General features: G+C 68.9%; 23 protein-coding genes. 10 read left to right on the plus strand and 13 right to left on the minus strand.

The window, feature by feature from the left end:
* Positions 1-10: 10 nt before the first annotated feature.
* Both BJ980_RS03185 and BJ980_RS03190 read right to left on the minus strand, forming a co-directional pair.
* Positions 11-1528, minus strand: a complete 1518-nt coding sequence (locus BJ980_RS03185) for a catalase (protein ID WP_179500949.1) — start codon at positions 1526-1528, stop codon at positions 11-13.
* Entirely contained in the window at positions 1521-1970 is a 450-nt protein-coding gene (locus tag BJ980_RS03190) for a Fur family transcriptional regulator (protein ID WP_179500950.1), read from the minus strand. The genes BJ980_RS03185 and BJ980_RS03190 overlap by 8 nt, the downstream gene beginning before the upstream one ends.
* A gap of 87 nt (positions 1971-2057) precedes the next feature.
* Here BJ980_RS03190 and BJ980_RS03195 point away from each other — a divergent pair, with 87 nt between their 5' ends.
* Complete coding sequence (locus BJ980_RS03195) at positions 2058-3011, plus strand: alpha/beta hydrolase (protein ID WP_179500951.1); 954 nt, start codon at positions 2058-2060, stop codon at positions 3009-3011.
* 10 nt (positions 3012-3021) lie between these two features.
* On the plus strand, positions 3022-3381 hold the full coding sequence (locus BJ980_RS03200; protein ID WP_179500952.1) for a hypothetical protein: 360 nt from the start codon (positions 3022-3024) through the stop codon (positions 3379-3381).
* Positions 3382-3404: 23 nt separating this feature from the next.
* Here BJ980_RS03200 and BJ980_RS03205 read toward each other — a convergent pair whose 3' ends face one another.
* From BJ980_RS03205 to BJ980_RS03220, 4 genes are all read right to left on the minus strand, one after another.
* Positions 3405-4166 (minus strand): TSUP family transporter, encoded by a 762-nt coding sequence (locus tag BJ980_RS03205; protein WP_179500953.1) that lies wholly within the window; start codon positions 4164-4166, stop codon positions 3405-3407.
* Positions 4163-5332: an SPFH domain-containing protein gene (locus BJ980_RS03210; RefSeq protein ID WP_179500954.1), complete on the minus strand. Its 1170-nt coding sequence runs from the start codon at positions 5330-5332 to the stop codon at positions 4163-4165. Before BJ980_RS03210 ends, BJ980_RS03205 begins: the two co-directional genes overlap by 4 nt.
* Positions 5333-5404: 72 nt before the next feature.
* Entirely contained in the window at positions 5405-5866 is a 462-nt protein-coding gene (locus BJ980_RS03215; RefSeq protein ID WP_179500955.1) for an NfeD family protein, read from the minus strand.
* Positions 5867-5875: 9 nt separating this feature from the next.
* Positions 5876-6688, minus strand: coding sequence for an ABC transporter ATP-binding protein (locus BJ980_RS03220; protein WP_179500956.1), 813 nt, complete (start codon positions 6686-6688; stop codon positions 5876-5878).
* A 38-nt stretch (positions 6689-6726) separates the two neighbouring features.
* Here BJ980_RS03220 and BJ980_RS03225 point away from each other — a divergent pair, with 38 nt between their 5' ends.
* Both BJ980_RS03225 and serB read left to right on the plus strand, forming a co-directional pair.
* Positions 6727-7461, plus strand: a complete 735-nt coding sequence (locus tag BJ980_RS03225) for a hypothetical protein (protein ID WP_179500957.1) — start codon at positions 6727-6729, stop codon at positions 7459-7461.
* A 49-nt stretch (positions 7462-7510) separates the two neighbouring features.
* Complete coding sequence (gene serB / locus BJ980_RS03230) at positions 7511-8746, plus strand: phosphoserine phosphatase SerB (RefSeq protein WP_179500958.1); 1236 nt, start codon at positions 7511-7513, stop codon at positions 8744-8746.
* On the opposite strand, the gene BJ980_RS03235 is transcribed toward serB, so the two are convergent.
* Positions 8724-9242: a SixA phosphatase family protein gene (locus BJ980_RS03235; protein WP_343047667.1), complete on the minus strand. Its 519-nt coding sequence runs from the start codon at positions 9240-9242 to the stop codon at positions 8724-8726. The two genes, serB and BJ980_RS03235, sit on opposite strands and share 23 nt — an antisense overlap.
* An 84-nt stretch (positions 9243-9326) precedes the next feature.
* On the opposite strand from BJ980_RS03235, the gene BJ980_RS03240 reads away from it, so the two are divergent.
* Genes BJ980_RS03240 through BJ980_RS03250 form a run of 3 tightly spaced genes read left to right on the plus strand, consistent with a single transcriptional unit; the run spans position 9327 to position 13454 of the window.
* Positions 9327-10313 carry a cyanophycinase gene (locus tag BJ980_RS03240; RefSeq protein WP_246279916.1) on the plus strand — a complete coding sequence of 329 codons (987 nt, stop codon included), beginning with the start codon at positions 9327-9329 and terminating at the stop codon, positions 10311-10313.
* Positions 10310-13093: a cyanophycin synthetase gene (gene cphA / locus BJ980_RS03245; RefSeq protein WP_179500960.1), complete on the plus strand. Its 2784-nt coding sequence runs from the start codon at positions 10310-10312 to the stop codon at positions 13091-13093. The genes BJ980_RS03240 and cphA overlap by 4 nt, the downstream gene beginning before the upstream one ends.
* A gap of 1 nt (position 13094) precedes the next feature.
* Positions 13095-13454: a cupin domain-containing protein gene (locus tag BJ980_RS03250; RefSeq protein WP_179500961.1), complete on the plus strand. Its 360-nt coding sequence runs from the start codon at positions 13095-13097 to the stop codon at positions 13452-13454.
* Between the two features lie 50 nt (positions 13455-13504).
* On the opposite strand, the gene BJ980_RS03255 is transcribed toward BJ980_RS03250, so the two are convergent.
* The 4 genes from BJ980_RS03255 to BJ980_RS03270 all read right to left on the minus strand — a co-directional run bounded on the left by BJ980_RS03255 (position 13505) and on the right by BJ980_RS03270 (position 17064).
* Positions 13505-15208, minus strand: a complete 1704-nt coding sequence (locus BJ980_RS03255) for a Mur ligase family protein (RefSeq protein WP_179500962.1) — start codon at positions 15206-15208, stop codon at positions 13505-13507.
* 30 nt (positions 15209-15238) lie between these two features.
* On the minus strand, positions 15239-16009 hold the full coding sequence (gene fabI / locus BJ980_RS03260) for an enoyl-ACP reductase FabI (RefSeq protein WP_179500963.1): 771 nt from the start codon (positions 16007-16009) through the stop codon (positions 15239-15241).
* 56 nt (positions 16010-16065) lie between these two features.
* Complete coding sequence (gene fabG, locus BJ980_RS03265; protein ID WP_425490352.1) at positions 16066-16785, minus strand: beta-ketoacyl-ACP reductase; 720 nt, start codon at positions 16783-16785, stop codon at positions 16066-16068.
* A 66-nt stretch (positions 16786-16851) separates the two neighbouring features.
* Positions 16852-17064, minus strand: coding sequence for a dodecin (locus BJ980_RS03270; RefSeq protein WP_179500965.1), 213 nt, complete (start codon positions 17062-17064; stop codon positions 16852-16854).
* A 63-nt stretch (positions 17065-17127) separates the two neighbouring features.
* Here BJ980_RS03270 and BJ980_RS03275 point away from each other — a divergent pair, with 63 nt between their 5' ends.
* Both BJ980_RS03275 and BJ980_RS03280 read left to right on the plus strand, forming a co-directional pair.
* The gene (locus BJ980_RS03275) at positions 17128-17430 is read left to right on the plus strand and encodes a DUF3099 domain-containing protein (RefSeq protein WP_179500966.1); all 303 of its coding nucleotides are present in this window, start codon (positions 17128-17130) and stop codon (positions 17428-17430) included.
* A gap of 153 nt (positions 17431-17583) precedes the next feature.
* Positions 17584-17793: a hypothetical protein gene (locus BJ980_RS03280; RefSeq protein ID WP_179500967.1), complete on the plus strand. Its 210-nt coding sequence runs from the start codon at positions 17584-17586 to the stop codon at positions 17791-17793.
* 4 nt (positions 17794-17797) lie between these two features.
* Here BJ980_RS03280 and moaA read toward each other — a convergent pair whose 3' ends face one another.
* Positions 17798-18787, minus strand: coding sequence for a GTP 3',8-cyclase MoaA (moaA, locus tag BJ980_RS03285; RefSeq protein ID WP_218855649.1), 990 nt, complete (start codon positions 18785-18787; stop codon positions 17798-17800).
* Between the two features lie 88 nt (positions 18788-18875).
* Here moaA and BJ980_RS03290 point away from each other — a divergent pair, with 88 nt between their 5' ends.
* The gene (locus BJ980_RS03290; RefSeq protein ID WP_179500969.1) at positions 18876-19685 is read left to right on the plus strand and encodes an SURF1 family cytochrome oxidase biogenesis protein; all 810 of its coding nucleotides are present in this window, start codon (positions 18876-18878) and stop codon (positions 19683-19685) included.
* Here BJ980_RS03290 and BJ980_RS03295 read toward each other — a convergent pair.
* Positions 19678-21552 (minus strand): ABC transporter ATP-binding protein, encoded by a 1875-nt coding sequence (locus BJ980_RS03295; RefSeq protein WP_179503737.1) that lies wholly within the window; start codon positions 21550-21552, stop codon positions 19678-19680. The two genes, BJ980_RS03290 and BJ980_RS03295, sit on opposite strands and share 8 nt — an antisense overlap.
* Positions 21553-21632 lie beyond the last annotated feature (80 nt).

Here is a 21632-nt window from a genome sequence, read left to right on the forward strand (position 1 = left end):
CGTGGGTGGATCAGGCCGGCGGCTGGTCCTCGTTGGCGGCCGTGTCGCTGATCTTGCCAGCCTGCAGGGCCTCGATGGCCTTGCGGACACCTTCGCCATAGGCCGGGTCGGCCTTGGTGCAGTGCTCGATGTGCTTGTCGATCGAGGTCTGCGAGGCTCCGTCGATGGCACGCGCCGTGTTCTCGAAGAGCACCTGCTGCTGCTCGGCACTCATCAACCGGAACAGGTCACCGGGCTGCTCGAAGTAGTTGTCGTCGTCCTCGCGGTAGTTGAACCGGTCGGCCGTGTCTCCGATTGCCTGCGCCGGGTCGGCGTACTGCGGCTGCTCGGACCACCGACCGAAGTTGTTCGGCTCGATGCCGGGGACGCCGCCCTGGTTGCCGTCCACGCGCATCGTGCCGTCGCGGTGGTAGGTGTTCAGGCCGGGGGCGGCCTTGGGGAAGTTCACCGGGATCTGGTGGTGGTTGACTCCGAGGCGGTAGCGCGCCGCGTCACCGTAGGAGAACAGACGGCCCTGGAGCATCCGGTCCGGAGAGAAGCTGATGCCGGGGATGAGGTTGGCCGGAGTGAAGGCGGCCTGCTCGACGTCGGCGAAGTAGTTCTCCGGGTTGCGGTTGAGCTCCCACTCGCCGACCTCGATCAGCGGGTAGTCCTTCTTCGACCAGACCTTGGTGAGGTCGAAGGGGTGGAAGCGGTAGTCGTTCGCCTCGGCCTCGGGCATCACCTGGATGAAGAGCTTCCACTTCGGGAAGTCGCCGCGCTCGATGGCCTCGTAGAGGTCGCGCTGGCTGGACTCGCGGTCCTCACCGACGAGCTTGGCGGCCTCGGCGTCCGTGAGGTTCTCGATGCCCTGCTGGGTGCGGTGGTGGAACTTGACCCAGAAGCGCTCGCCGGCCTCGTTGATCATCGAGAAGGTGTGCGATCCGAAGCCGTGCATGTGGCGGTAGGACTTGGGCAGGCCCCGGTCCGACATCACGATCGTGACCTGGTGCAGCGCCTCGGGCAGGTTGGTCCAGAAGCCCCAGTTGTTCTCGGCGTCGCGCAGGTTGGTGCGCGGGTCGCGCTTGACTGCGCGGTTCAGGTCGGGAAACTTCAGCGGGTCGCGGAAGAAGAAGACCGGGGTGTTGTTGCCGACGATGTCCCAGTTGCCCTCCTCGGTGTAGAAGCGCACTGCGAAGCCGCGGATGTCACGCTCGGCGTCGGCCGCACCGCGCTCGCCGGCGACGGTGGAGAACCGGGCGAACATCTCCGCCTCGTTGCCGACCTTGCTGAAGAGCTTGGCCTTGGTGTACTTCGAGATGTCGTGGGTGACCTTGAACGTGCCGAAGGCGCCGGAGCCCTTGGCGTGCATGCGCCGTTCGGGGATGACCTCGCGGTCGAAGTGGGCGAGCTTCTCGAGGAACCACAGGTCCTGGAGCAGCATCGGTCCGCGGGGGCCTGCGGTGATGCTGTCCTGGTTGTTGGTGACCGGGGCACCGGCCGCGGTCGTCAGCGGCTTGGTGTTGTCATGGGGAGTGGTGTCAGACACTGCTTGCTCCTTCGTTGATGTGTCGGTTGGATGCGCAACTGGAACATGTGCCCCAGTAGGTCACTTCGGCCTCGTCGATGACGAACCCGTTGTCGTCGGATGCCGTCAGGCACGGCGTGTGCCCCACGGCGCAGTCCACATCGGCGATGTCGCCACACTGACGACACACGACGTGGTGATGGTTGTCCCCCACGCGCACCTCGAACCGGGCCGGGGAACCGGCCGGCTCGATGCGGCGCACCAGTCCGACCTCGGAGAGCACCCGCAGCACGTCGTAGACGGCTTGGGTGGACACTGCGCCGAGGTCTGTTCGGGCGGCACGCGCGATGGTGTCGGCGTCCGCGTGCGGGTGTCCGGCCACGGCGCTCAACACCGCCACTCGTGGACGGGTCACCCGAAGGGCCTTCTCCCGCAGCATGGAGGGGGGATCGATCTGCTGCATGTCCACCACCCAACCACCTTCTCTGGAATCATTCAAGAAAGACGCGCCCAAATCGCCGATGCGTGTCGGGCTGCAAGAATCGGACCCATGACCAGCGCGCAGACCGATGTCCTCGGTGCCCCCTACACGGCCGAGTCCATCGAGTTGCCCGACGACGATGAGGGCCGCGTCGTCGCCACCCTCGTGCATCGCCCGAGCGAGGGCCCCAGTCGTGGGGCGGTGCTCCACGTGCACGGCTTTGCCGACTACTTCTTCCAGACCGAGTTCGCCCAGTGGTGGGTCGACCGAGGCTATGACTTCTATGCCCTCGACCTGCGCAAATATGGTCGCTCCCTGCTCGAGCACCAGACTCCGCACTACATCGACGACGTCGGTGACTACTATCCGGAGCTCGACGAGGCCTGGACGCGGATCACCGAGCGCGACGGCCACGAGAGCGTCGTGGTCAGCGCCCACTCCACCGGCGGGCTGATCGTCCCGCTGTGGTTGCACGACCGGGGCGTCCGGGTGGCCGGCCTGTTCCTCAACTCGCCGTGGTTCGACCTGCAAGGAGCACGGTGGATGCGCACCATCGGCACACAGGTCATCCGGCAGGTCGGCTCACGGCTCCCCCGCAAGGAGATCCCCCGCGAGGTCTCCGGGGTCTATGGCAAGAGCCTGCACCGCGATCACGCGGGCGAGTTCTCCTTCGACCTGAGCTGGAAGCCGATCGAGTCCCGCCCGGTGTACGTCGGCTGGTTGCGCGCGATCCGCAACGGCCATGCCCGGCTGCACGCCGGGCTGGACGTGCTCGACCCGACCCTGGTCCTCTCGAGCGCTCGCACCACCTATCCCCGCGAGCTCAACGAGGACGCCCACACCAGCGACATCGTCCTCGACGTCACCCAGATCCGAGCCTGGGCCTCATCGGTGGGCAGGCACGTGACCAGCATCGCGATCGAGGGTGGACGCCACGACCTGGTCCTCTCGCGACAGCCGGCCCGCAAGGCCGTCTATGCCGAAATGGACCGATGGCTGACGACATACGTCGAGTCTCGCTAGTCTCCTCGTCATGAACCCCGTCACCGGCCTCAACATCGGTCGCCTCGTCCTCGGCGTGCTCGCCCTCCTCTCCCCCCGCCTGCTCGGCAGCGCCACCCGGCTCGACACTGCCAACCAGCCCCAGCTCGGCTATCTGGCACGCATGTTCGGCTCCCGCGAGATCGCGCTCGGCGCCGTCACCCTGGCCTCCAGCGGTGCGGCGCGACGCAACCTCGTCGCGATCGGAGTGGCCGTGGACGCGGCCGACGTCGTTGCCGGGATCGCCGCAGGGGCGAACAAGTCCGTCTCCAAGTCGACGTCCGTGATGCTCACGCTGCCGGCACTGGGTGCCGTCGCAGCGGGTGTGGCCGTGCTGCTCACCAAGGACTGACCCAGGACTGACCCCGGCGGAGCTCAGGCGAGGAACACCACCAGCGCCACGACTCCGACCAGCACGATGAACGCGCGCAGCGCACCCGCCGGGAGCCTGCGCCCGTACGTCGCCCCCACCTGGCCGCCGATGACCGCGCCGACGGCGATGAGCGCCACGACCTTCCAGTCGACGTCGGCGACCACGGCGAAGATCAGGCCCGAGACCGCGTTCACGAGGGCAGCCAGCACGTTCTTCGTGCCGTTGAGGCGCTGGAGGGTGTCGTTGATCCCGATGCCCATGATCGCCATCAGCAGCACACCTTGGGCAGCCCCGAAGTAGCCGCCGTAGATCCCGGTCAGCAGCACCAGGGGCCAGACCCACCAGGCACCTCGCTCCCCCAGCCCGCCCGAGGACTCGTGGCACCGAGCCACCCAGGCAGCGATCCGGGGCTGGAAGACGACCATCACGCAACCGAGCACGATCAGGATCGGCACGATCGACTCGAACGCGCCGGCCGGCAGCTCCAGCAGCAGGACTGCGCCGATGATGCCGCCCACAAGTGCGGCGACTGCGAGGTGGACGATCCGAGCCCTCTGCCCGGCGAGCTCTCGCCGATAGCCGATCGCACCGGAGACCGAGCCCGGGACCAGCCCGATCGTGTTCGAGACGTTCGCCGTCACCGGGGGGACGCCGAACGCCAGCAGGGTCGGGAACGTGATCAACGTTCCCGACCCCACCACGGTGTTGATGGTTCCGGCCGCGAACCCGGCAAGCAGGACCGCGGCCATCTCGAGCAGGCTCACGGCGTGGGCGCTGCCCCCGGTCCGCTCGGCGGGCCGTCAACCGGCGGCACCGGCGGCGCAGGCGTGTCCGAGGAGGACTGCGCAGGCCGGGCAGCGGCGGGGCGGTCCGACCCGACTGCGGCACCCTTCGCCTCGGCGATGGCCTCCTCCACGGCAGCGTGGGCGCTGGACAGGGTCGAGTCACCGGTCCGGGGAACATCCGGCTCGCTGGACCCCATGTCGACACGGACCCGCGGGCCATCGACGTCCTGCGGAATGCCGCGCAGGTCGTTCATCGTCGAGCCGAGGCCCTCGAGGGCCTTGCCGATCTCCGACGGGACGATCCACACCTTGTTCGCGTCACCCTCGGCGATCTTCGGCATCATCTGGAGATACTGATAGGCCAGCAGCGACTGGTCCGGCTGGCCGTCGTGGATCGCCTGGAAGACGGTCTGGATGGCCTGGCCCTCACCCTGGGCGCGCAGGATCTGCGACTCCCGGTCGGCCTGGGCGCGCAGGATCTGCGACTCCCGGTCACCCTCCGCGTTCAGGATCGCGGACTGCTTGGCGCCCTCGGCGGTGAGGATGGCCGACTGGCGCTGGCCCTCGGCCGTCAGGATGGCCGCACGCTTGTCCCGGTCGGCTCGCATCTGCTTCTCCATCGAGTCCTTGATGGAGGGCGGCGGGTCGATGCCCTTGAGCTCGACCCGGTTCACCCGGATGCCCCAACGACCAGTGGCCTCGTCGAGCACCCCACGCAGACGACTGTTGATCGCATCGCGACTGGTCAGCGTCTCCTCGAGGTCCATGCCACCCACGATGTTGCGCAGCGTGGTCATGGTCAGCTGCTCCACGGCCTGGATGTAGTTGGCGATCTCGTAGGTCGCCGACACCGGGTCGGTGACCTGGAAGTAGATCACCGTGTCGATCGAGACCACGAGGTTGTCCTCGGTGATCACCGGCTGCGGCGGGAAGGAGACGACCTGCTCACGCAGGTCGATGACGTAGCGCACCTTGTCGATGAAGGGCACGACGATGTTGAGCCCTGCGGGCAGCGAGCCCTTGTACTTCCCGAATCGCTCCACGATGCCGGCACGTGCCTGCGGGATGATCCGCACGGTCTTCGCGAGGGCGACGACCACGAGCACGATGACGAGCAGCATGAGGACGAGGATGGCGGTTCCCATGTCCTACCTTTCCGTGATTTCTTGGCTGGCCGGTTCGCAGGGGACCTGCCCGACGATGACGCTGGTGAAACCTCAGGACTCGAGGCGTGGGACGGGGTGCACCATCGCGGTGGCGCCGCGGATCTCGAGCACCTCCACCGCCTCACCTGCCGCGATGGCCAGCGACTCGTCATAGGGCCGCGCGGTCCACTGCTCCCCGTCGAGCTTGATCAGTCCGGCCTGCGTCGAGGTGATCTCCTCAAGCACCACGGCACGCTGGCCGATCAGCTTGGCGTGCCCCAGCTGCAGCTCGGGACCCTGGTGCAGCCGCTTCACTACCGTGGGACGGATCACCGCGAGCGAGAGCACCGCCGCGCCGGCCGCGAGCAGCACCTGAAGGATGAGCGGCAACCCGAGCAGGGCGGCGATCATCCCCACCGCGGCACCGGCCGCGAGCATCAGCAGGACGAAGTCGAGGCTGAACATCTCCAGCACGCCGAGGCCGATCGAGAGAGCCAGCCAGGTCTCCCAGGCATGTTCGCGCAACCAGTCCATGACCGAACCCTAGCCCCGCCCGGTGCCTGCATGTTGGCGACTTCGACGGCGCGCGCTGTAGCGCTCGTCCTCGTGGCGCACGATCAGTGGCATCCCGAACGTGGCGCTCAGCAGCTCCTCGGTGATCACCCGCTCCTTCGGACCGGCCGCGACGATCTCACCCTGACGCAGCAACAGCGCGTGGGTGAAGCCGGGCGGGATCTCCTCGACGTGGTGGGAGACCAGGACCGTGGCAGGTGCGAACTCGTCGCTGGCCAGCACCGAGAGCGTGGACACCAGGTCCTCGCGGCCACCGAGGTCCAGCCCTGCCGCGGGCTCGTCGAGGAGCAGCAGCTCCGGGTCGGCCATCAACGCTCGGGCGATCTGCACGCGCTTGCGCTCCCCCTCGCTCAAGGTGCCGAAGGTCCGGTCCAGGAGTCGTTGCGCACCGAGCTCCACCAGGAGCTGTTCGGCCCGCTCGTGGTCGAGTCCGTCGTAGTGCTCGCGCCAACGCCCCACCACGCCGTACGAGGCGGAGACGACGACGTCGCGCACCAGCTCGCCACGTGGGATCCGCTCAGCGAGCACGGCACTGGTCAGGCCGATCCGAGGACGCAGGTCGAAGACATCGACGGTGCCGAGCACCTCACCGAGGATGCCGGCAACACCGGCGGTCGGGTGCATCTGCGCGGACGCGACCTGCATCAAGGTGGTCTTGCCAGCGCCGTTGGGTCCGAGGATCACCCACCGCTCGTCCTCCTCGACGGTCCAGTTGATGTCGTTGAGGAGTGTCGCCTGCCCGCGACGGACCGTCACCCCTGCGAACTCAAGTACGGCGGTCATGCCCGCACCCTATCGACCCCGGCGTAGGCTCCGGCGCCATGGCTCCACCTCTCCCCGTCGACTCCGCCCGGATGGCCTGGTGGCTCACAGCCTGGTTGCGCGGCGCCGTCGGTCCCGACGACGTGCTGGACGCGGTCCGCGCCGACGACGCGGCCCATGACGTGGCCGGGCTCGACCCCTCCGGGAGCGTGCCCCTGGTCCTCGCCCTCGGTCGGCTGCGCGCCCTCGGCGCCTCCTCGGCCGGCCTGGCGTTCCCCGTGCCCGGCGACCTGGTCGGCCTGGGTGGGCCGCGCGACTTCAACCACTCCGCCGTCGAGGCCGGGGAGGCCGTCGTCCTGGACGGGACCGGCCACGGACTCGTCCCGTTCCGTGCCGGCGCCGGCGTGGTCTGGCAGCTGCTGCCGGCCGCACGCCGACAGCTGGACGACCTCGGCGTGGCCGATCGGGGACTGCGCAAGGCACTCCTCGAGACCGTCGAGGTCCTGGTCGACCTCGACGTGGCCAAGTGGCGACCCGCGGTGGCCGACGAGCTGATGGACCTGCGCCACACCACCACCTACGACGCCCCGCCCGGGACACCGCCAGCCGCCAGTGGCCTCGCCGGCCGAGCACTGCAGGCCCTGGGCATCGTGGACCTGGCGGTGGCCGACGACGGCAATGCGGTGAGCGCGTGGGAGGCAGCCCAACGACTCGACGCGCTCAGGCCGCTGGAGTACGCCGCCCGCAGGGCCCTGGTGGCCGCCTGTTCCCCGGAGGTCTGGCCGCCCGCGTGACGGTCAGGCGCATCGGATCGGGTCGAGGAGCGCTAGCCTCGACCCTGCGATGAACGAGACTGCTGTGAACGCTGCTGGCGACCCACCCAAGACCCTGCTGATCACCCTGACCGGCAAGGACCGTCCCGGGGTCACGTCAGGGATCCTGCGCACCCTTGCGGGCGCGGGCGTCGAGGTCATCGACCTCGAGCAGATCGTCCTTCGACGCCGGTTGATCCTCGGCGTCCTGGTCACGGCGCCCCGCGACTGGCGCAAGCTGCGCGAGAAGATCCACAAGACCGCCGAGGACCTCGGGATGAGCGTCGAAGTCGACCGGGGCAGTGGTGACAACAAGCGTCGTCGCCAGGGCCGCAGCCATGTGACCGTCATCGGCGCCCCGCTCAAGGCGTCGGTGCTGGCAGCCATCACCGGCCGGATCGCCGACTCCGGCGGCAACATCGACCGGATCGACCGGATGGCGCGCTATCCCGTCACCGCGATCGAGCTCCACGTCTCGGGCGTGGAGACCGACACGCTGCGGACCGGCCTCGCCATCGAGGCCTCCCGCCAAGGCATCGATGTCGCCGTACAGCCCGAGTCGCTGCTCCGCCGCGGCATGCGACTGATCGTGATGGACGTGGACTCGACCCTGGTCCAGGGCGAGGTCATCGAGATGCTCGCCGCCCACGCCGGCTGCGAGCCGGAGGTCGCCCGGATCACCGAGGAGGCCATGCGCGGTGAGCTCGACTTCGAGGCGTCCCTGCGACGTCGGGTGGCGCTCCTCGAGGGCATCGAGGCCGAGGCGTTCGACAAGGTCTACGACTCGATCGTCTTCGCACCGGGCGCCCGGACGATGATCCGCACCCTGAAGCGCTTGGGCTATCGCTTCGCGATGGTCTCGGGTGGGTTCACCCAGATCACCGACCGCATCGCCGAGGACCTCGGCTTCGACTTCGCCCGCGCCAACGAGCTCGAGGTCGTCGACGGCAAGCTGACCGGACGGATCGTGGGTGAGGTCGTGGACCGCGCCGGCAAGGCGGACGCCCTGCGTTGGTTCGCCGAACAGGTCGGCGTCACCGAGAAGTCGGTGATCGCGATCGGGGACGGCGCGAACGATCTCGACATGCTCAATGCCGCCGGGCTCGGGATCGCCTACAACGCCAAGCCGGTCGTCCAGGAGGCTGCCGACACAGCCGTGAACGTGCCCTACCTGGACACGATCATGTATCTCCTCGGCATCTCGCGCGAGGAGATCGAGGCAGCCGACGAGGCCGAAGGCATCGTCACTCCCGCACCGCCGGTCTGAACTCGGTCAGAGTGGCACCGGTCGGCGCCAGGTCCGCCCACGCCCCGTCGAAGTCGAAGAGTGCCACCGACGCCGGAGGGAAGCCGATCATCATCGACGCCCCGGCTGCCGGGTCGCCGTCGCCGCTGTCGAGCAGTTGGGCCAGGAACGAGATGGTCGGGTTGTGGCCCACGACGATCAAGGTCGTCACCTCGTCGTCGACCGCACGGATCAGGTCCAGCGCGGTGTCCGGCTCCGCCGTGTAGAGCGCCTGCGTCACATCTGCAGGGCAGTCATATCCGGCGGCGCCGGAGACCTCCTCCCAGGTGGCCGAGGTGCGGGCAGCGTCGGAGACCAGTGCCCGACCGGGCCTGAAGCCGGAGGACACCAGCCATTCGCCCACCTCCCGAGCGCTCTCGCGACCGGAGGACGTGAGGTCTCGCGCGTGGTCCTCGGGGGCGGAAGGCACTGCCTTGGCGTGGCGCATCAGGGCAAGCCTGCGAGACGTGGTGTTCACGTCGCAATGGTCCCACCGGCTAGCCTGCCTGTCATGTCTACGGAGAGTGAGCACGCGATCCCACCCCCCGCCCCAGGACCATTGATGATCATCGGAGGCGCCGAGGACAAGTTGCGTCAGCGCACCGTCCTCAGCGACTTCGTCAAGGCAGCAGGTGGTCCCCACGCGCGCATCGCGGTGATCGCGACCGCCTCCTCACTCGGACCCGAGATCGTGGAGGTCTATGACTCGGTCTTCCGCAAGCTCGGCGCCGCGCAGGTGTCCTCCGTGCGACCCGAGACCCGCGAGCACTCCCACGACCCGGCGTTCGTCGAGGCGCTGTCACAGGCAACCGGGATCTTCATGACCGGTGGCAACCAGCTCAAGCTCTCCGGAGCCATCAGCGGTACGCCGTTCGCCGAGGCGATCCATGCCGCCCACCGTCGCGGTGCGGTCATCGCCGGCACCTCGGCCGGGGCGAGCATCCAGTCCTCGCACATGGTCGCCTTCGGACCCGGTGGCGCGACTGCCAAGCAGCGGATGACGCAGGTGGCGGCCGGACTCGGGCTGTTGCCGGAGTCGGTCATCGACCAGCACTTCGAGCAGCGCAACCGCTATGGGCGCCTGCTCACGATCGTCTCCCAGTCGCCGCAGCTGCTCGGCATGGGAGTCGACGAGGACACCGCCGCGGTCGTCACCTTCGAGGACGACCGGCGCGTGTTGCGGGTGATCGGCCGTGGTGCGGTCACCATCCTTGACCCGTCGCACATTGTCTCGAACGCCCACGAGGCATCCCGCTCGCACCCGATCCTGGCCTCCGGGGTCATCCTGCACGCGTTGCCTGCGGGCGCCGCCTTCGACCTGACCGCGCGCACCCTGATCGCCCGAGACGCCGCCGACGACGCGTCGGAGGCCGAGCAGATCGCCGAGGCCGGGCGTGACCTGCGCCGACTGGCGCGTGACATTGCCGCCGGCGACGTCTCACCGTCCGTGCTGAGGCGGCGCAAGACCCGTTCGAGGCGGAGGGACTGGCCGGTTGCCACCCGCCCGGAGACCACTTCTGGCCACCACAGCACGGAGGAGACCTCATGACCGACATCCCCCTCACCGGCGGACGCCCGACTGCAGACCTGAGGATCGTCGAGACGCGGGTCTATCGCGGTGCCAACATCTGGTCCTACGACCGCTCCGTACACCTCGTCGTCGACCTCGGTCGGCTCGAGGAGTTCCCGACCAACACCATCCCCGGGTTCACCGACAACGTCCTGCAGATGCTCCCCGGACTGCGTGAGCACACCTGCTCGCGCGGGCGCCGCGGTGGCTTCGTGGAGCGCCTCAACGAGGGCACCTGGCTGGGCCACGTGGCCGAGCACTGCGCCCTCGCGCTGCAGCAGGTCGTCGGCCACGACATCCGCCGCGGCAAGACCCGCCAGGTCAAGGGCAAGCCCGGCCACTACAACGTGATCTTCGGCTATGTCGACGAACAGGTGGGCCTGGCCGCGGGCCAGCTCGCCGTACGCCTGGTCAACCACCTGGTCGAGGCCGACCCGGACTTCGACTGGGAGGCCGAGCTCGAAGCGTTCATCAAGCGTGCCCAGCGCACCGCCTTCGGGCCCTCCACCCAGGCCATCATCGACGAGGCCGTGTCCCGCGACATCCCGTGGATCCGCCTCAACAAGCACTCCCTGGTCCAGCTCGGCCAGGGTGTCCACGCCCAGCGGATCCGCGCCACGATGACTTCTGAGACCAGCTCGATCGCGGTCGACATCGCCAGCGACAAGGACCTCACCACCCGGCTGCTCAGTGCGGCCGGCCTCCCGGTCCCCAAGCAGGACTCGGTGCGTACGGCGGACCAGGCCGTCGCGGTGGCGAACCGGATCGGGTTCCCCGTCGTGGTGAAGCCGCTGGACGGCAACCACGGGCGCGGCGTCTGCCTCGACCTGCTCACCGACGACGACGTGCGTGAGGCCTTCGAGATCGCGCGCGAGCAGTCGCGCCGCGGGTCGGTCATCGTCGAGTCGTTCGTGACCGGCAAGGACTACCGGTGCCTGATCATCGACGGCCGCATGGTGGCGGTCGCGGAGCGGGTCCCCGCCTCGGTGACCGGCGACGGGACGAGCACGATCGAAGAGCTGGTGGACCTCGCCAACGCGGATCCGCGTCGTGGCGTCGGGCACGAGAAGGTGCTCACCCGGATCACGGTCGATGACGCCGCGATCGAGAGGGTTCGCGACCAGGGTTTCGAGATGACCAGCACACCCGACGCCGGGGTGACGGTGAAGCTGGCCCTGACCGGCAACATGTCGACCGGAGGCATCTCGATCGACCGCACCTTCGAGGCGCATCCCGAGAACGTCGAGATCGCTGAGGAGGCGGCTCGGATGATCGGGCTCGACATCGCCGGCATCGACTTCATCTGTCCCGACATCACCCAACCGGTGCGCGAGACCGGCGGGGCCATCTGCGAGGTGAACGCGGCTCCCGGCTTCCGGATGCACACGCACCCCACCATCGGCGAGCCCCAGTTCATCGCGAAGCCGGTCGTGGACATGCTCTTCCCGCCCGGGGCGACCTCCAGGATCCCGATCGTCGCGGTGACCGGCACCAACGGCAAGACCACGACCAGCCGGATGATCTCCCACATCTTCAAGGGGATGGGCCGCAAGGTCGGGATGACCTCGACCGACGGCGTCGTGATCGACGAACGGCTCACCATCCGCGCAGACGCCTCCGGCCCACGCTCGGCACGCATGGTGCTGCAGAACCCCCGCGTCGACTTCGCTGTCTTCGAGGTGGCCCGTGGCGGGATCCTGCGTGAGGGCCTGGGCTATGAGCGCAACGACGTCGCCGTGGTCCTCAACGTCGCGCCCGACCACCTCGGTCTTCGCGGCATCGACACCATCGAGCAGCTGGCCGACGTGAAGGCCGTCCTGGTCGAGGCGGTGCCCCGCGACGGGCACGCCGTGCTCAACGCCGATGACCCGCTGGTCCGCGCGATGCGCCGACGTTGCTCGGGGCAGGTCGTGTGGTTCTCGATGGACGAGCCGGGCTCCGAGGCGCGCGAGATGATCGACGCACACTGTCGCCGCGGCGGCAAGGCGCTGATCCTCGCCCCGTCGGAGCGCGGGGAGATGATCGTGGTCAAGCACGGTCGGCGTGAGATGCAGCTGGCCTGGACCCACCTGCTTCCGGCCACGTTCGGCGGCAAGGCCCGGATGAACGTGCAGAACGTGATGGGCGCCGCCGCGGCCGCGTTCGCTGCGGGTGCTCCTCTGCACGACATCCGGCAGGGTCTGCGGACGTTCTCGACGAACTACTACCTCTCCCCCGGACGCCTCAACGAGGTCGAGGTGAACGGCGTCAACGTCCTCGTCGACTACTGCCACAACGCCCCGGGCATGCGTGCCCTGGGTGACTTCGTGGACCGGATCGGTGAGTCCCTGGCCCATGACCTCGCCCGGCCGTCCCGGATCGGCGTCATCGCCACCGCCGGTGACCGCCGCGACGAGGACATGCGCGACCTGGGCCGGGTGGCCGCGCAGCACTTCGACGTCGTCATCGTGCGCGAGGACCAGCAGCTGCGTGGACGCCAGCGCGGTGAGATCGCCGAGCTCGTCGCCGAAGGCGTGCGCGAGGCCCGGGAGGGCGGTGCCCGCTGCAAGCAGGTGGAGATCATCCTGGACGAGATCGACGCCGTCCGGCACGCGATGTCCCGGGCCAACCGGGGCGACCTGGTCGTGGTCTGCGTCGACCAGCACTCCCGGGTGATGGCCGAGCTCGAGGACTGGTCCAACCAGGCCCAGGCCGGTTCTGCCTCCAACGACGACCTGCCGTTGGCCGACCCGGACTTCGTTCCCCCCGCCGAGGGCTGAGGTGCGGGTCTTCCATCTCGGCGCGATCCCCCACCGGATGATCGATGCCCACGACAGCATCGGTTTCTCGGTGGGGGCGCTCGGCATCTCGGCCGACGCCCACCTGGTCGTCGTACGGCTCAAGCCCGGCGGCACGATCGGGGGCCACCCGGCCCCCGGTCGTCAGCTGCTCCTCGTGATCGACGGGGACGCCACGGTCACCGGCGGCCAGGGTGACCAACGCACCGTGGGACCCGGTGAGGCCGCGGTCTGGGAGGCCGGGGAGCAGCACACCACCAGCTCCGTGAACGGGCTGCTGGGCTTCCTGGTCGAGGGTGACCTCGACCTCGACACCCGACCGGGTGCCGTCGACGCTCCCTGATCCTTCGCGGTCTGGTCGCTCGGGCACTGTGCCCGGGGATCGGCTCGGGCCTAGGCCTGTGCCTGTGATTGAGCCCGGCGCACCTTGGCCGCCAGTGCCGCGGGCGAGTCCGCGACGCCGCCGTGGGCTGCGATCCAGTCGTAGCACTCCTGTCGTTCGGCATGACACATGATTCCGACGACGTCGCCGGGCTCGGCCATCTCGACCAGGGCAGCCAGGCCCTCCACCTCGGTGGCATGTGCAGGCACATCACTCACCCCGACCCGCTCGGCTCCGCCGCGCATCAGGGTCTCCAGCTCCTCGCGGGTGCGGCCGCGCAGGTAGCGCTCCTTGTGCGCGATCACCATCTGGTCGGAGTCACGCGCCCCGATCTCACCCAGCTTCGCGATCAGCTCGTCCGAGCGATCCCCGACGACGCCCAGGCCCAGCAGCAGCCGCGCACCGGGCGGGCGTACGCCGTTCATGATCTCCATCAGGGCCTCCAGACCGGCCTCGTTGTGGGCGAGGTCCATCACCACGCAGAGGTCACCGAGGGTGAAGAAGTTCATCCGGCCGGGATTGTGCTCGGCATCGGGAAGGAAGGTCCGCAGCCCCTCGATCACGATCTCCCGCGGGATGCCGATCGCCAGTGACGCCGAGGCCGCGGCGAGAGTGTTCTCGACGTTGAACCGGGACAGCCCGGCCAAGGTCATCGGCACGTCCACGAGCTCGATCAGCGGGTCGGCGTCCGACCCGGGCGTGAGGACACAGACCCAGCCGTCGATGACGGTGGTGGCCCGACCGTTGCCGGAGCCGAGCACCTCACGGAGGTTGGGTGAGTCAGGGTCGCGGGAGAAGACCCAGGGCTGGGCCTTGGTGATGTTGCGCATCGCGAAGACTCGCGGATCGTCGGCGTTGAGCACGGCCCAGCCGGATGGCTTGGTGATCCACGGGACCACGGACTTCACCTCGGCGAGCTGGTCGACGGTGTCGATGTCGTGCAGGCCGAGGTGGTCGGCGGTCACGTTGGTCACCACCGACACGTCGTTGCGGGTCAGGCCGATGCCCTTGAGCAGGATGCCCCCGCGCGCCGTCTCGGTGACCGCGAGCTCGACCTGCTCGTGGGCCAGGACCCGGCCGGCACCTGAGGGTCCGGAGTAGTCGCCGGCCTCGACCATCTCGCCGTCGACATAGATGCCGTCGGTGTTGGACCAGCCGACGAGTCGCCCGTCCACGCGAGCGATGTGCGCGATCATCCGCGACGTCGTCGTCTTGCCGTTCGTCCCGGTCACCGCGACAACGGGAATGCGGGGCTTGATGGTGTGTGGGGCGGCTCCGTCGGGAGAGACACCGACGCTCTGCGCCGCGCTCCCCACGACAGACTCGATGTCCTCGCTGGGCAACGCGTCGAGCACCTGCGCCACGGCACGACCGAGTGCCTGGGCCCGCTCCCGGTGGCGCCAGGGATAGGCGACGACGATCCGGTGCGGATCGCTCGTGGTCCGCACCCGCACGGCGAGCCGGGAGGTGCCGGACTCCCGCGCTATGGCACGCACCAGGCGCTCGACCGCACGCACGGCGAAGCGCTGCCGGAAGCCGGACTCCGGCTCTCCCGGTCGTGCGTTGGGCAGCCCGATCCGCTTGGCGAACCGCACTGCCCGATCGGTCGGTGCCGACGCAAGGGTCGACACGTCGAGCGTGACCTTGATGGCCGCGCGCGGGAAGTAGAGGTTCGGTCCCTCGAGGACCCTGAGCTCGACGAGTGAGGGAGTCACCCGGCGAACGCTAGCGAACCCTTGGTGACTTCAGGCGCCCATGGCGTGGAACCCGCCGTCGACGTGGACGATCTCGCCCGTGGTCGCGGGGAAGAAGTCGGACAGCAAGGCGCACACGGCGCGCGCGGTCGGCTCCTGGTCGGTGTTGTCCCAGCCCAGCGGCGACTTGTCGCTCCACATGTTCTCGAGGTCCTCGAAACCGGGGATCGCCTTTGCTGCCAGCGTCCGCAACGGACCTGCCGAGACCAGGTTGCAGCGGATGCCGTCGGCGCCCAGGTTGCGGGCGAGGTAGCGCGACGTCGACTCGAGGCCGGCCTTGGCCACACCCATCCAGTCGTACGCCGGCCACGCGACGGTGGCGTCGAAGGTGAGGCCGACCAGCGAACCCCCGTCGGCCATCAAGGGCCGGGTGGCGACGGCGAGGGACTTCAGGGAGTAGGCCGAGACCTGGACAGCCTGGGCGACGTCATCCCACGGGCCCTCGAGGAACTTCCCGCCGAGCAGAGTCTCCGGGTTGCCGTAGGCGATGGAGTGGACCACACCGTCGAGACCGTCCACGTGCTCGCGCACCTGCGCCTCGAGGCCGGCCAGGTGGTCGGGGTCGGTCACGTCGAGCTCGAGCACCGGCGGCTCCACGGGCAACCGCTTGGCGATGCGTCGAGTGATGCCGAGTGCGCGGCCGAAGTTGGAGATCAGCACCGTGGCGCCCTGCTCCTGGGCGACCTTGGCCACCGCGAAGCCGATGGAGCTGTCCATCGTGACTCCGGCGACGAGGATGCGCTTGCCTTCGAGAATGCCCATTGCGTCGTGCTCCTTGGTCAGTGCCGGCGAACGGCGGGGATGAGGGATGTCACGGGTCAGTGGCCCATGCCGAGGCCGCCGTCGACGGGGATGACCGCGCCGGTCACGTATGCCGCCCCGTCCCCGGCGAGCCAGGTCACCGCACCGGCGACGTCGGCGACGTCGGCGAACCTGCCCAGCGGGATCTGCGACTGGTAGGCAGCCTTCTGCTCGTCGGGCAGCACATCGGTCATGTCGGTCGCGACGAAACCGGGGGCCACGACGTTGGTGGTGATGGAGCGGGACCCAAGCTCGCGGGCCATCGAGCGCGCCATACCGACGAGTCCGGCCTTGGAGGCGGCGTAGTTGACCTGGCCCGGCGAGCCGAGCAGCGCGACGACCGAGGAGATCAGGATGATTCGGCCACGACGCAGGCGCAGCATGCCCTTGGCAGCGCGCTTGGCCACCCGGAAGGTGCCGGTCAGGTTGGTGGCGATCACCGAGTCCCAGTCGTCCTCGCTCATCCGCAGCAGCAGGGTGTCGCGGGTAACCCCCGCGTTCGCGACGAGCACCTCGACCGGGCCGTGCTCGGCCTCGATCAACTTGAAGGCGGCGTCGACCTGCTCCTGGTCGGTGATGTCACACCGGACGTCGAGGGCCCCCTCGGGGGCCCCGCCATCACGAGTGGTCACTGCCACCTTGTCGCCCTGGTCGAGGAACGCCTGGGCGATGGCCCGGCCGATCCCACGGTTGCCGCCGGTCACGAGAACTGATCTGCTCACGGTCGACGACGCTATTGATTACCGCGGGGTATCCCTAATGAGAACGACTACCGGGGAGTAGGGCGGGTGAGTCGAATGAGGTCACTCGTCCTCGAGGCGGAAGCCGAGCTTGAGCCCGACCTGGACGTGCTCGACCTGGCCGTCCTTGACCTGTCCGCGGACCTGGGTCATCTCGAACCAGTCGATGTGGCGCAGCGTCTTGCCAGCCCGCTCGATGCCGTTGCGGATGGCCTGGTCGATGCCGTCGGGGGACGTGCCGACGATCTCGGTGACGCGGTAGGTGCGGTCGCTCATGATTCCTCCTGAAGGGGTTCGGGCCGAAGCCGGACCTTGAGCCTAGCGACGTACCATTGCTCCATGGCCACGCGGGATGAGCGATCCGGTCCGGAAGCCGTCCGGATCACCACTGCTGCCCCCTCCCGGGGCAGCGACATTGCCGCACGGCAGAAGCGTTATCTGTTCTCGATGGCGATCCGCACGGCCTGCTTCGTGGGTGCCGTGGCCGTCGGGCCCGGTTGGCTGCGCTGGGTGCTGATCGCCGGAGCCGTCGTGCTCCCCTACGTCGCGGTCGTGCTGGCCAGCTCGACCCCCAAGCCGCGCTCGGAGATGCCCCTGCGGGGCACCGACTGGCTGGGCCGCGAGATCGGTCCGACCCGCTGACAATTCGCATCCCTGCCCCGTTGGGTTCACGCCCCCGCCGTGCCATGCTTGGTAATGCGAGTTCGCTACCCCCGTTCGAACTCGCTGTGCGATGCCGGACGGCTTCCCCCGTGGCCGTCCGGCATCTGCCTTGTCGAAGGAAGGAGTCACCCGGTGAGCGAAGAACTGCGCTGTTCGGCCAAGGGATGCCAGGAGAGCGCCGCCTGGGCGCTGCTGTGGAACAACCCCAAGATCCACACGCCGGAGCGTCGCAAGACCTGGCTCGCCTGTGAGGCCCACCGTGAGTCCCTCGGCGACTTCCTCGCCGCCCGGAACTTCCTGCGCGAGGTGGAACCGGCTGCCCAGGTGGACACCGGTTCCTGAGTGATCAGCCGCCGATCGCGGACATCGGCCGGGTCGGCTGCAGGAACGACGGGTCGTCGATCCCGTGACCGGGACGCTTGCTGCTCATCGCGGTCACCCAGCGCTCGGCGATCTCCTCGTCCGAGGCTCCTGCTCGCAGCGGCGCCCGCAGATCGGACTCGCTGCGCGCGAACAGGCAGTTGCGCACTTGGCCGTCGGCAGTCAGCCGGACCCGGTTGCAGTCCCCGCAGAACGGCCGGGTGACCGAGGCGATGATCCCGACCGTGCCCGGGCCGCCGTCGACCGTGAAGAGCTCCGCGGGAGCACTCCCCCGTGGCTCCACGGCGGGTGAGAGCGTGAACTCCTTCTCCAGTCGGGTCTGGATCTCGTCGGCGGTGATCATTGCCTCGCGGTTCCAGGCATGTTGCGCGTCCAGGGGCATCTGCTCGATGAACCGAAGGTGGTAGCCCTCGGCCAGCGCCCAGCGCAGCAGCTCCGGCGACTGGTCGTCGTTGACGCCACGCAGGAGCACTGCGTTCACCTTGACCGGGCCCAGGCCGGCGGCCTTCGCTGCGCGGAGCCCTTCGAGGACGTCGTGGAGCCGGTCCCTCCGGGTGATCTCGGCGAACGTCTCGGCGCGGATGGTGTCCAGCGATGCGTTGATCCGGTCCAGGCCGGCGGCTGCCAGCGCGTCGGCTGACCTGGCCAGCCCGAGGGCGTTCGTGGTCATGGACATCTCGGGGCGGTGGGCCAGTGCGGCGGTGGCCTGCACGATGCCGACCAGGCCACGGCGTACGAGCGGCTCACCACCGGTGAACCGCACGGATTCCACGCCGAGGAGTCGAGTCGCGATGTCGACGAGGCGGACCACCTCGTCGTCGCTGAGGACCGACTCGTCCGGCAGCCAGTCCAGGCCCTCTGCCGGCATGCAGTAGTTGCAGCGCAGGTTGCAGCGGTCGGTCAGCGAGACCCGCAAGTCCGTTGCCACCCGGCCGTAGGAATCACTGAGCTGCATCATTCGACCATCCTAGTGTCGCCGACCACAGAAGCCCACCTGCTTGCCCGCCGCTCGACCATGTGGTGGCTGCCGATAGCCTCGACTGGTGCGCAAGTTCTCCTTCCTGCTGAGCCGACGCTGGGTCCTGTTCTTCGTCGTCGTCATCCTGCTCAGCTGGCTGGCCTGGGTCCTGGGTGAGTGGCAGTTCCACCGACTCGAGGACCGCAAGGACCGCAACGAGGTGATCGAGCGGAACGTGCACGCCGACCCCGTCCCGGTCGAGGACGTCCTCGCACCCGACGAGCCGGTCCCCAACAGCGCCCAGTGGAAGAAGGTGCGCGCCACCGGGACCTACGACGTCGCCGACACCATCATCGTGCGCTACCGCACCCGCGACGGAGCCTCGGGCGTGGACGTGCTGGTACCGCTGGTGCCGCGCGAGGGGCCCGCACTGCTGGTGGACCGGGGTTGGATGTCGACCGGTAACAGCGGTACGTCGTCGGCTGCCGACGTACCGGCGCCGCCCTCGGGTGAGGTGACGATCACCGGTTGGGTCCGCCAGGACGCCACCGGGGACTCCACCAAGGTCAGCGCCCAGTCCACCCGGGCGATCTCCAGCACTCGCATCGCCGAGGCGCTGGACATCGGGGCATACCGGGGCTTCGTGGACCTCGAGACGGAGACCCCCGAGCCGGCAGAATCCCTCGAGCGCGCCGAGCTCCCCGACACCGGCAACGGCCCGCACTTCTTCTACGGCCTGCAGTGGTGGTTCTTCGGCGTGCTCGCCATCGTCGGCTTCATCTGGATGGCGGTCGATGAGTACCGCGGCAAGACCCACGCCCGGTCGCGACGTAAGCCAGCCAGGAAGCCAGCCCGAAAGACGTCCCAGAAGCCGGCCCGCAAGCCGGTCAGGTGACGGGCTCGGCCAGGTCGTCGATCAGCTGGGTCCGGTGCAGCACCGAGTAGAGGCCGTCGAGCGCCAGCAGGTCCTGGTGGGTGCCCGACTCGACGACGCGTCCACCGTCGACGACCAGGATCCGGTCGGCCGAGCGGACCGTCGAGAGTCGGTGCGCGATCACCAGCGACGTACGTCCGGCCAGGGCGGCCTTCAGGGCACGCTGGACGGCGGCCTCGGACTCCGAGTCGAGGTGGGCGGTGGCCTCGTCGAGGACGACCACGGCAGGCGCCTTGAGCAGGAGCCGGGCAATGGCCAGACGCTGCCGTTCACCACCGGAGAGTCGGTAGCCGCGGTCCCCCACGACCGTGTCGAGGCCGTCGGGCAGCAACCGGACCAGGTCGGCGATCCGGGCCTGCTCGAGCACCGCCCAGATCTCGTCGTCGGTGGCGTCCCGCTTGGCATAGCGGAGGTTGGCGCCAATGGTGTCGTGGAACATGTGTGAGTCCTGGGTGACATAGCCGACGATGGCCTCCAGCGACTCCAGGGAGACGTCGCGGACGTCGTGCCCTCCGACGCGCACTGTCCCGGCCGTCGCATCGTAGAGCCGGGCCACGAGGTGCGTGATCGTGGTCTTGCCGGCGCCCGAGGGACCGACCAGGGCCACCATCTCCCCGGGTGCCGCGGTGAAGCTGATGTCGTGCAGGACCGGCCCGGAGTCGCGTGACTCACTGCGTGCGACCACTTCCAGCGACGCCAAGGACACCTCCTCGGCCCGGGGATAGCTGAACGAGACGTTCTCGAACTCGACGCTCGAGGCCCGGTTGGGCAGGTCGACCGGGTCGATTCGCTCCTGGATCTGGGAGGGCAGGTCGAGCACCTCGAAGACGCGCTCGAAGCTGACCAGCGCCGTCATCACGTCGATGCGCACGTTGGACAAGCCCTGCAGCGGACCGAGCAACCGCAGCAGCAGCGTGGCCAGGGCCAGCATGGTCCCGACGCTGAGGTCTCCCTGGATGGCGAGATATCCGCCGACTCCGTAGACCAGCGCGGTGGCCAGCGCAGGCACGGTCATCATCACGGCCGCGAAGATCCGGGTGATCAACGAGATCCGCACACCCAGGTCGCGGACCACGGCGGCCCGGACCGCGAAGTGCTTGTCCTCCCGGTCCCGCTGTCCGAAGAGCTTGAGCAGCATCGCGCCGCCGACGTTGAACCGCTCGGTCATCGCGTTGCCGAGGTCGGCGTTGCCGTCCATCTGCTCACGGGTCAGGCCCGCGAGCTTGTCACTCACCCAGCGCGAGGCCAGGAGCAGCACCGGGAAGAGCAGCAGGCAGACCAAGGTCACCCGCCAGCTCAGCGCGAACATCGCGATGCCGACGACGAGCACGGAGATGGAGTTGGACACTGTGCTCGACAGCGTGGACGTGAATGCCCGCTGGGCACCGATGACGTCGTTGTTGAGTCGCGAGACCAGGGCGCCGGTCTGGGTGCGGGTGAAGAACGCGATCGACTGCCTCTGGACGTGCGCGAAGACCTGCGTGCGCAGGTCGAAGATCAGTCCCTCACCGATCCGCGAGGAGAACCAACCGCTGAAGACCGCGAGCACCCCGCCGATCAGCGCGGTGAGGGCCATCCCACCCGCCAACCAGGCAACCAGCCCGACGTCGCCGCGGAGCACCCCGTCGTCCACGATCCGCTGCACCAGCAGCGGCGTGACCACCACAAGACAGGCCTCGACAACGGTGATCAGCAGGAAGGCCGTGATCAACCGGCGGTGCGGACGAGCGAAGGCGAGCACCCGGCGGACCGTGCCACGGTCCAGGCGGTTGCTCAGGACCCCACGATCGGCCCGCAGGTTGCGCCACGTGGCACCCATGCCGCTCATTCCGGACACTGGCCCATCCCCCTTCACGTCGTCCTCGTCCCAACCACGGCAGGCGACACCTTGTTCCCCATGGGTCGCAC

The organism is Nocardioides daedukensis, from assembly GCF_013408415.1.
Lineage (GTDB): Bacteria > Actinomycetota > Actinomycetes > Propionibacteriales > Nocardioidaceae > Nocardioides > Nocardioides daedukensis.

What these genes read in the sequence shown, in the direction of transcription:
- cphA (WP_179500960.1), top strand. Translation starts at nt 10,310, where the DNA reads ATGACCGACATCCCCCTCACCGGCGGACGCCCGACTGCAGACCTGAGG.
- BJ980_RS03275 (WP_179500966.1), top strand. Translation starts at nt 17,128, where the DNA reads ATGGCCACGCGGGATGAGCGATCCGGTCCGGAAGCCGTCCGGATCACC.
- BJ980_RS03215 (WP_179500955.1), bottom strand. Translation starts at nt 5,866, where the DNA reads ATGGACTGGTTGCGCGAACATGCCTGGGAGACCTGGCTGGCTCTCTCG.
- BJ980_RS03270 (WP_179500965.1), bottom strand. Translation starts at nt 17,064, where the DNA reads ATGAGCGACCGCACCTACCGCGTCACCGAGATCGTCGGCACGTCCCCC.
- BJ980_RS03295 (WP_179503737.1), bottom strand. Translation starts at nt 21,552, where the DNA reads ATGAGCGGCATGGGTGCCACGTGGCGCAACCTGCGGGCCGATCGTGGG.
- BJ980_RS03190 (WP_179500950.1), bottom strand. Translation starts at nt 1,970, where the DNA reads ATGCAGCAGATCGATCCCCCCTCCATGCTGCGGGAGAAGGCCCTTCGG.
- moaA (WP_218855649.1), bottom strand. Translation starts at nt 18,787, where the DNA reads ATGCAGCTCAGTGATTCCTACGGCCGGGTGGCAACGGACTTGCGGGTC.
- BJ980_RS03240 (WP_246279916.1), top strand. Translation starts at nt 9,327, where the DNA reads ATGATCATCGGAGGCGCCGAGGACAAGTTGCGTCAGCGCACCGTCCTC.
- BJ980_RS03225 (WP_179500957.1), top strand. Translation starts at nt 6,727, where the DNA reads ATGGCTCCACCTCTCCCCGTCGACTCCGCCCGGATGGCCTGGTGGCTC.
- BJ980_RS03210 (WP_179500954.1), bottom strand. Translation starts at nt 5,332, where the DNA reads ATGGGAACCGCCATCCTCGTCCTCATGCTGCTCGTCATCGTGCTCGTG.
- serB (WP_179500958.1), top strand. Translation starts at nt 7,511, where the DNA reads ATGAACGAGACTGCTGTGAACGCTGCTGGCGACCCACCCAAGACCCTG.
- BJ980_RS03195 (WP_179500951.1), top strand. Translation starts at nt 2,058, where the DNA reads ATGACCAGCGCGCAGACCGATGTCCTCGGTGCCCCCTACACGGCCGAG.
- BJ980_RS03200 (WP_179500952.1), top strand. Translation starts at nt 3,022, where the DNA reads ATGAACCCCGTCACCGGCCTCAACATCGGTCGCCTCGTCCTCGGCGTG.
- fabI (WP_179500963.1), bottom strand. Translation starts at nt 16,009, where the DNA reads ATGGGCATTCTCGAAGGCAAGCGCATCCTCGTCGCCGGAGTCACGATG.
- BJ980_RS03220 (WP_179500956.1), bottom strand. Translation starts at nt 6,688, where the DNA reads ATGACCGCCGTACTTGAGTTCGCAGGGGTGACGGTCCGTCGCGGGCAG.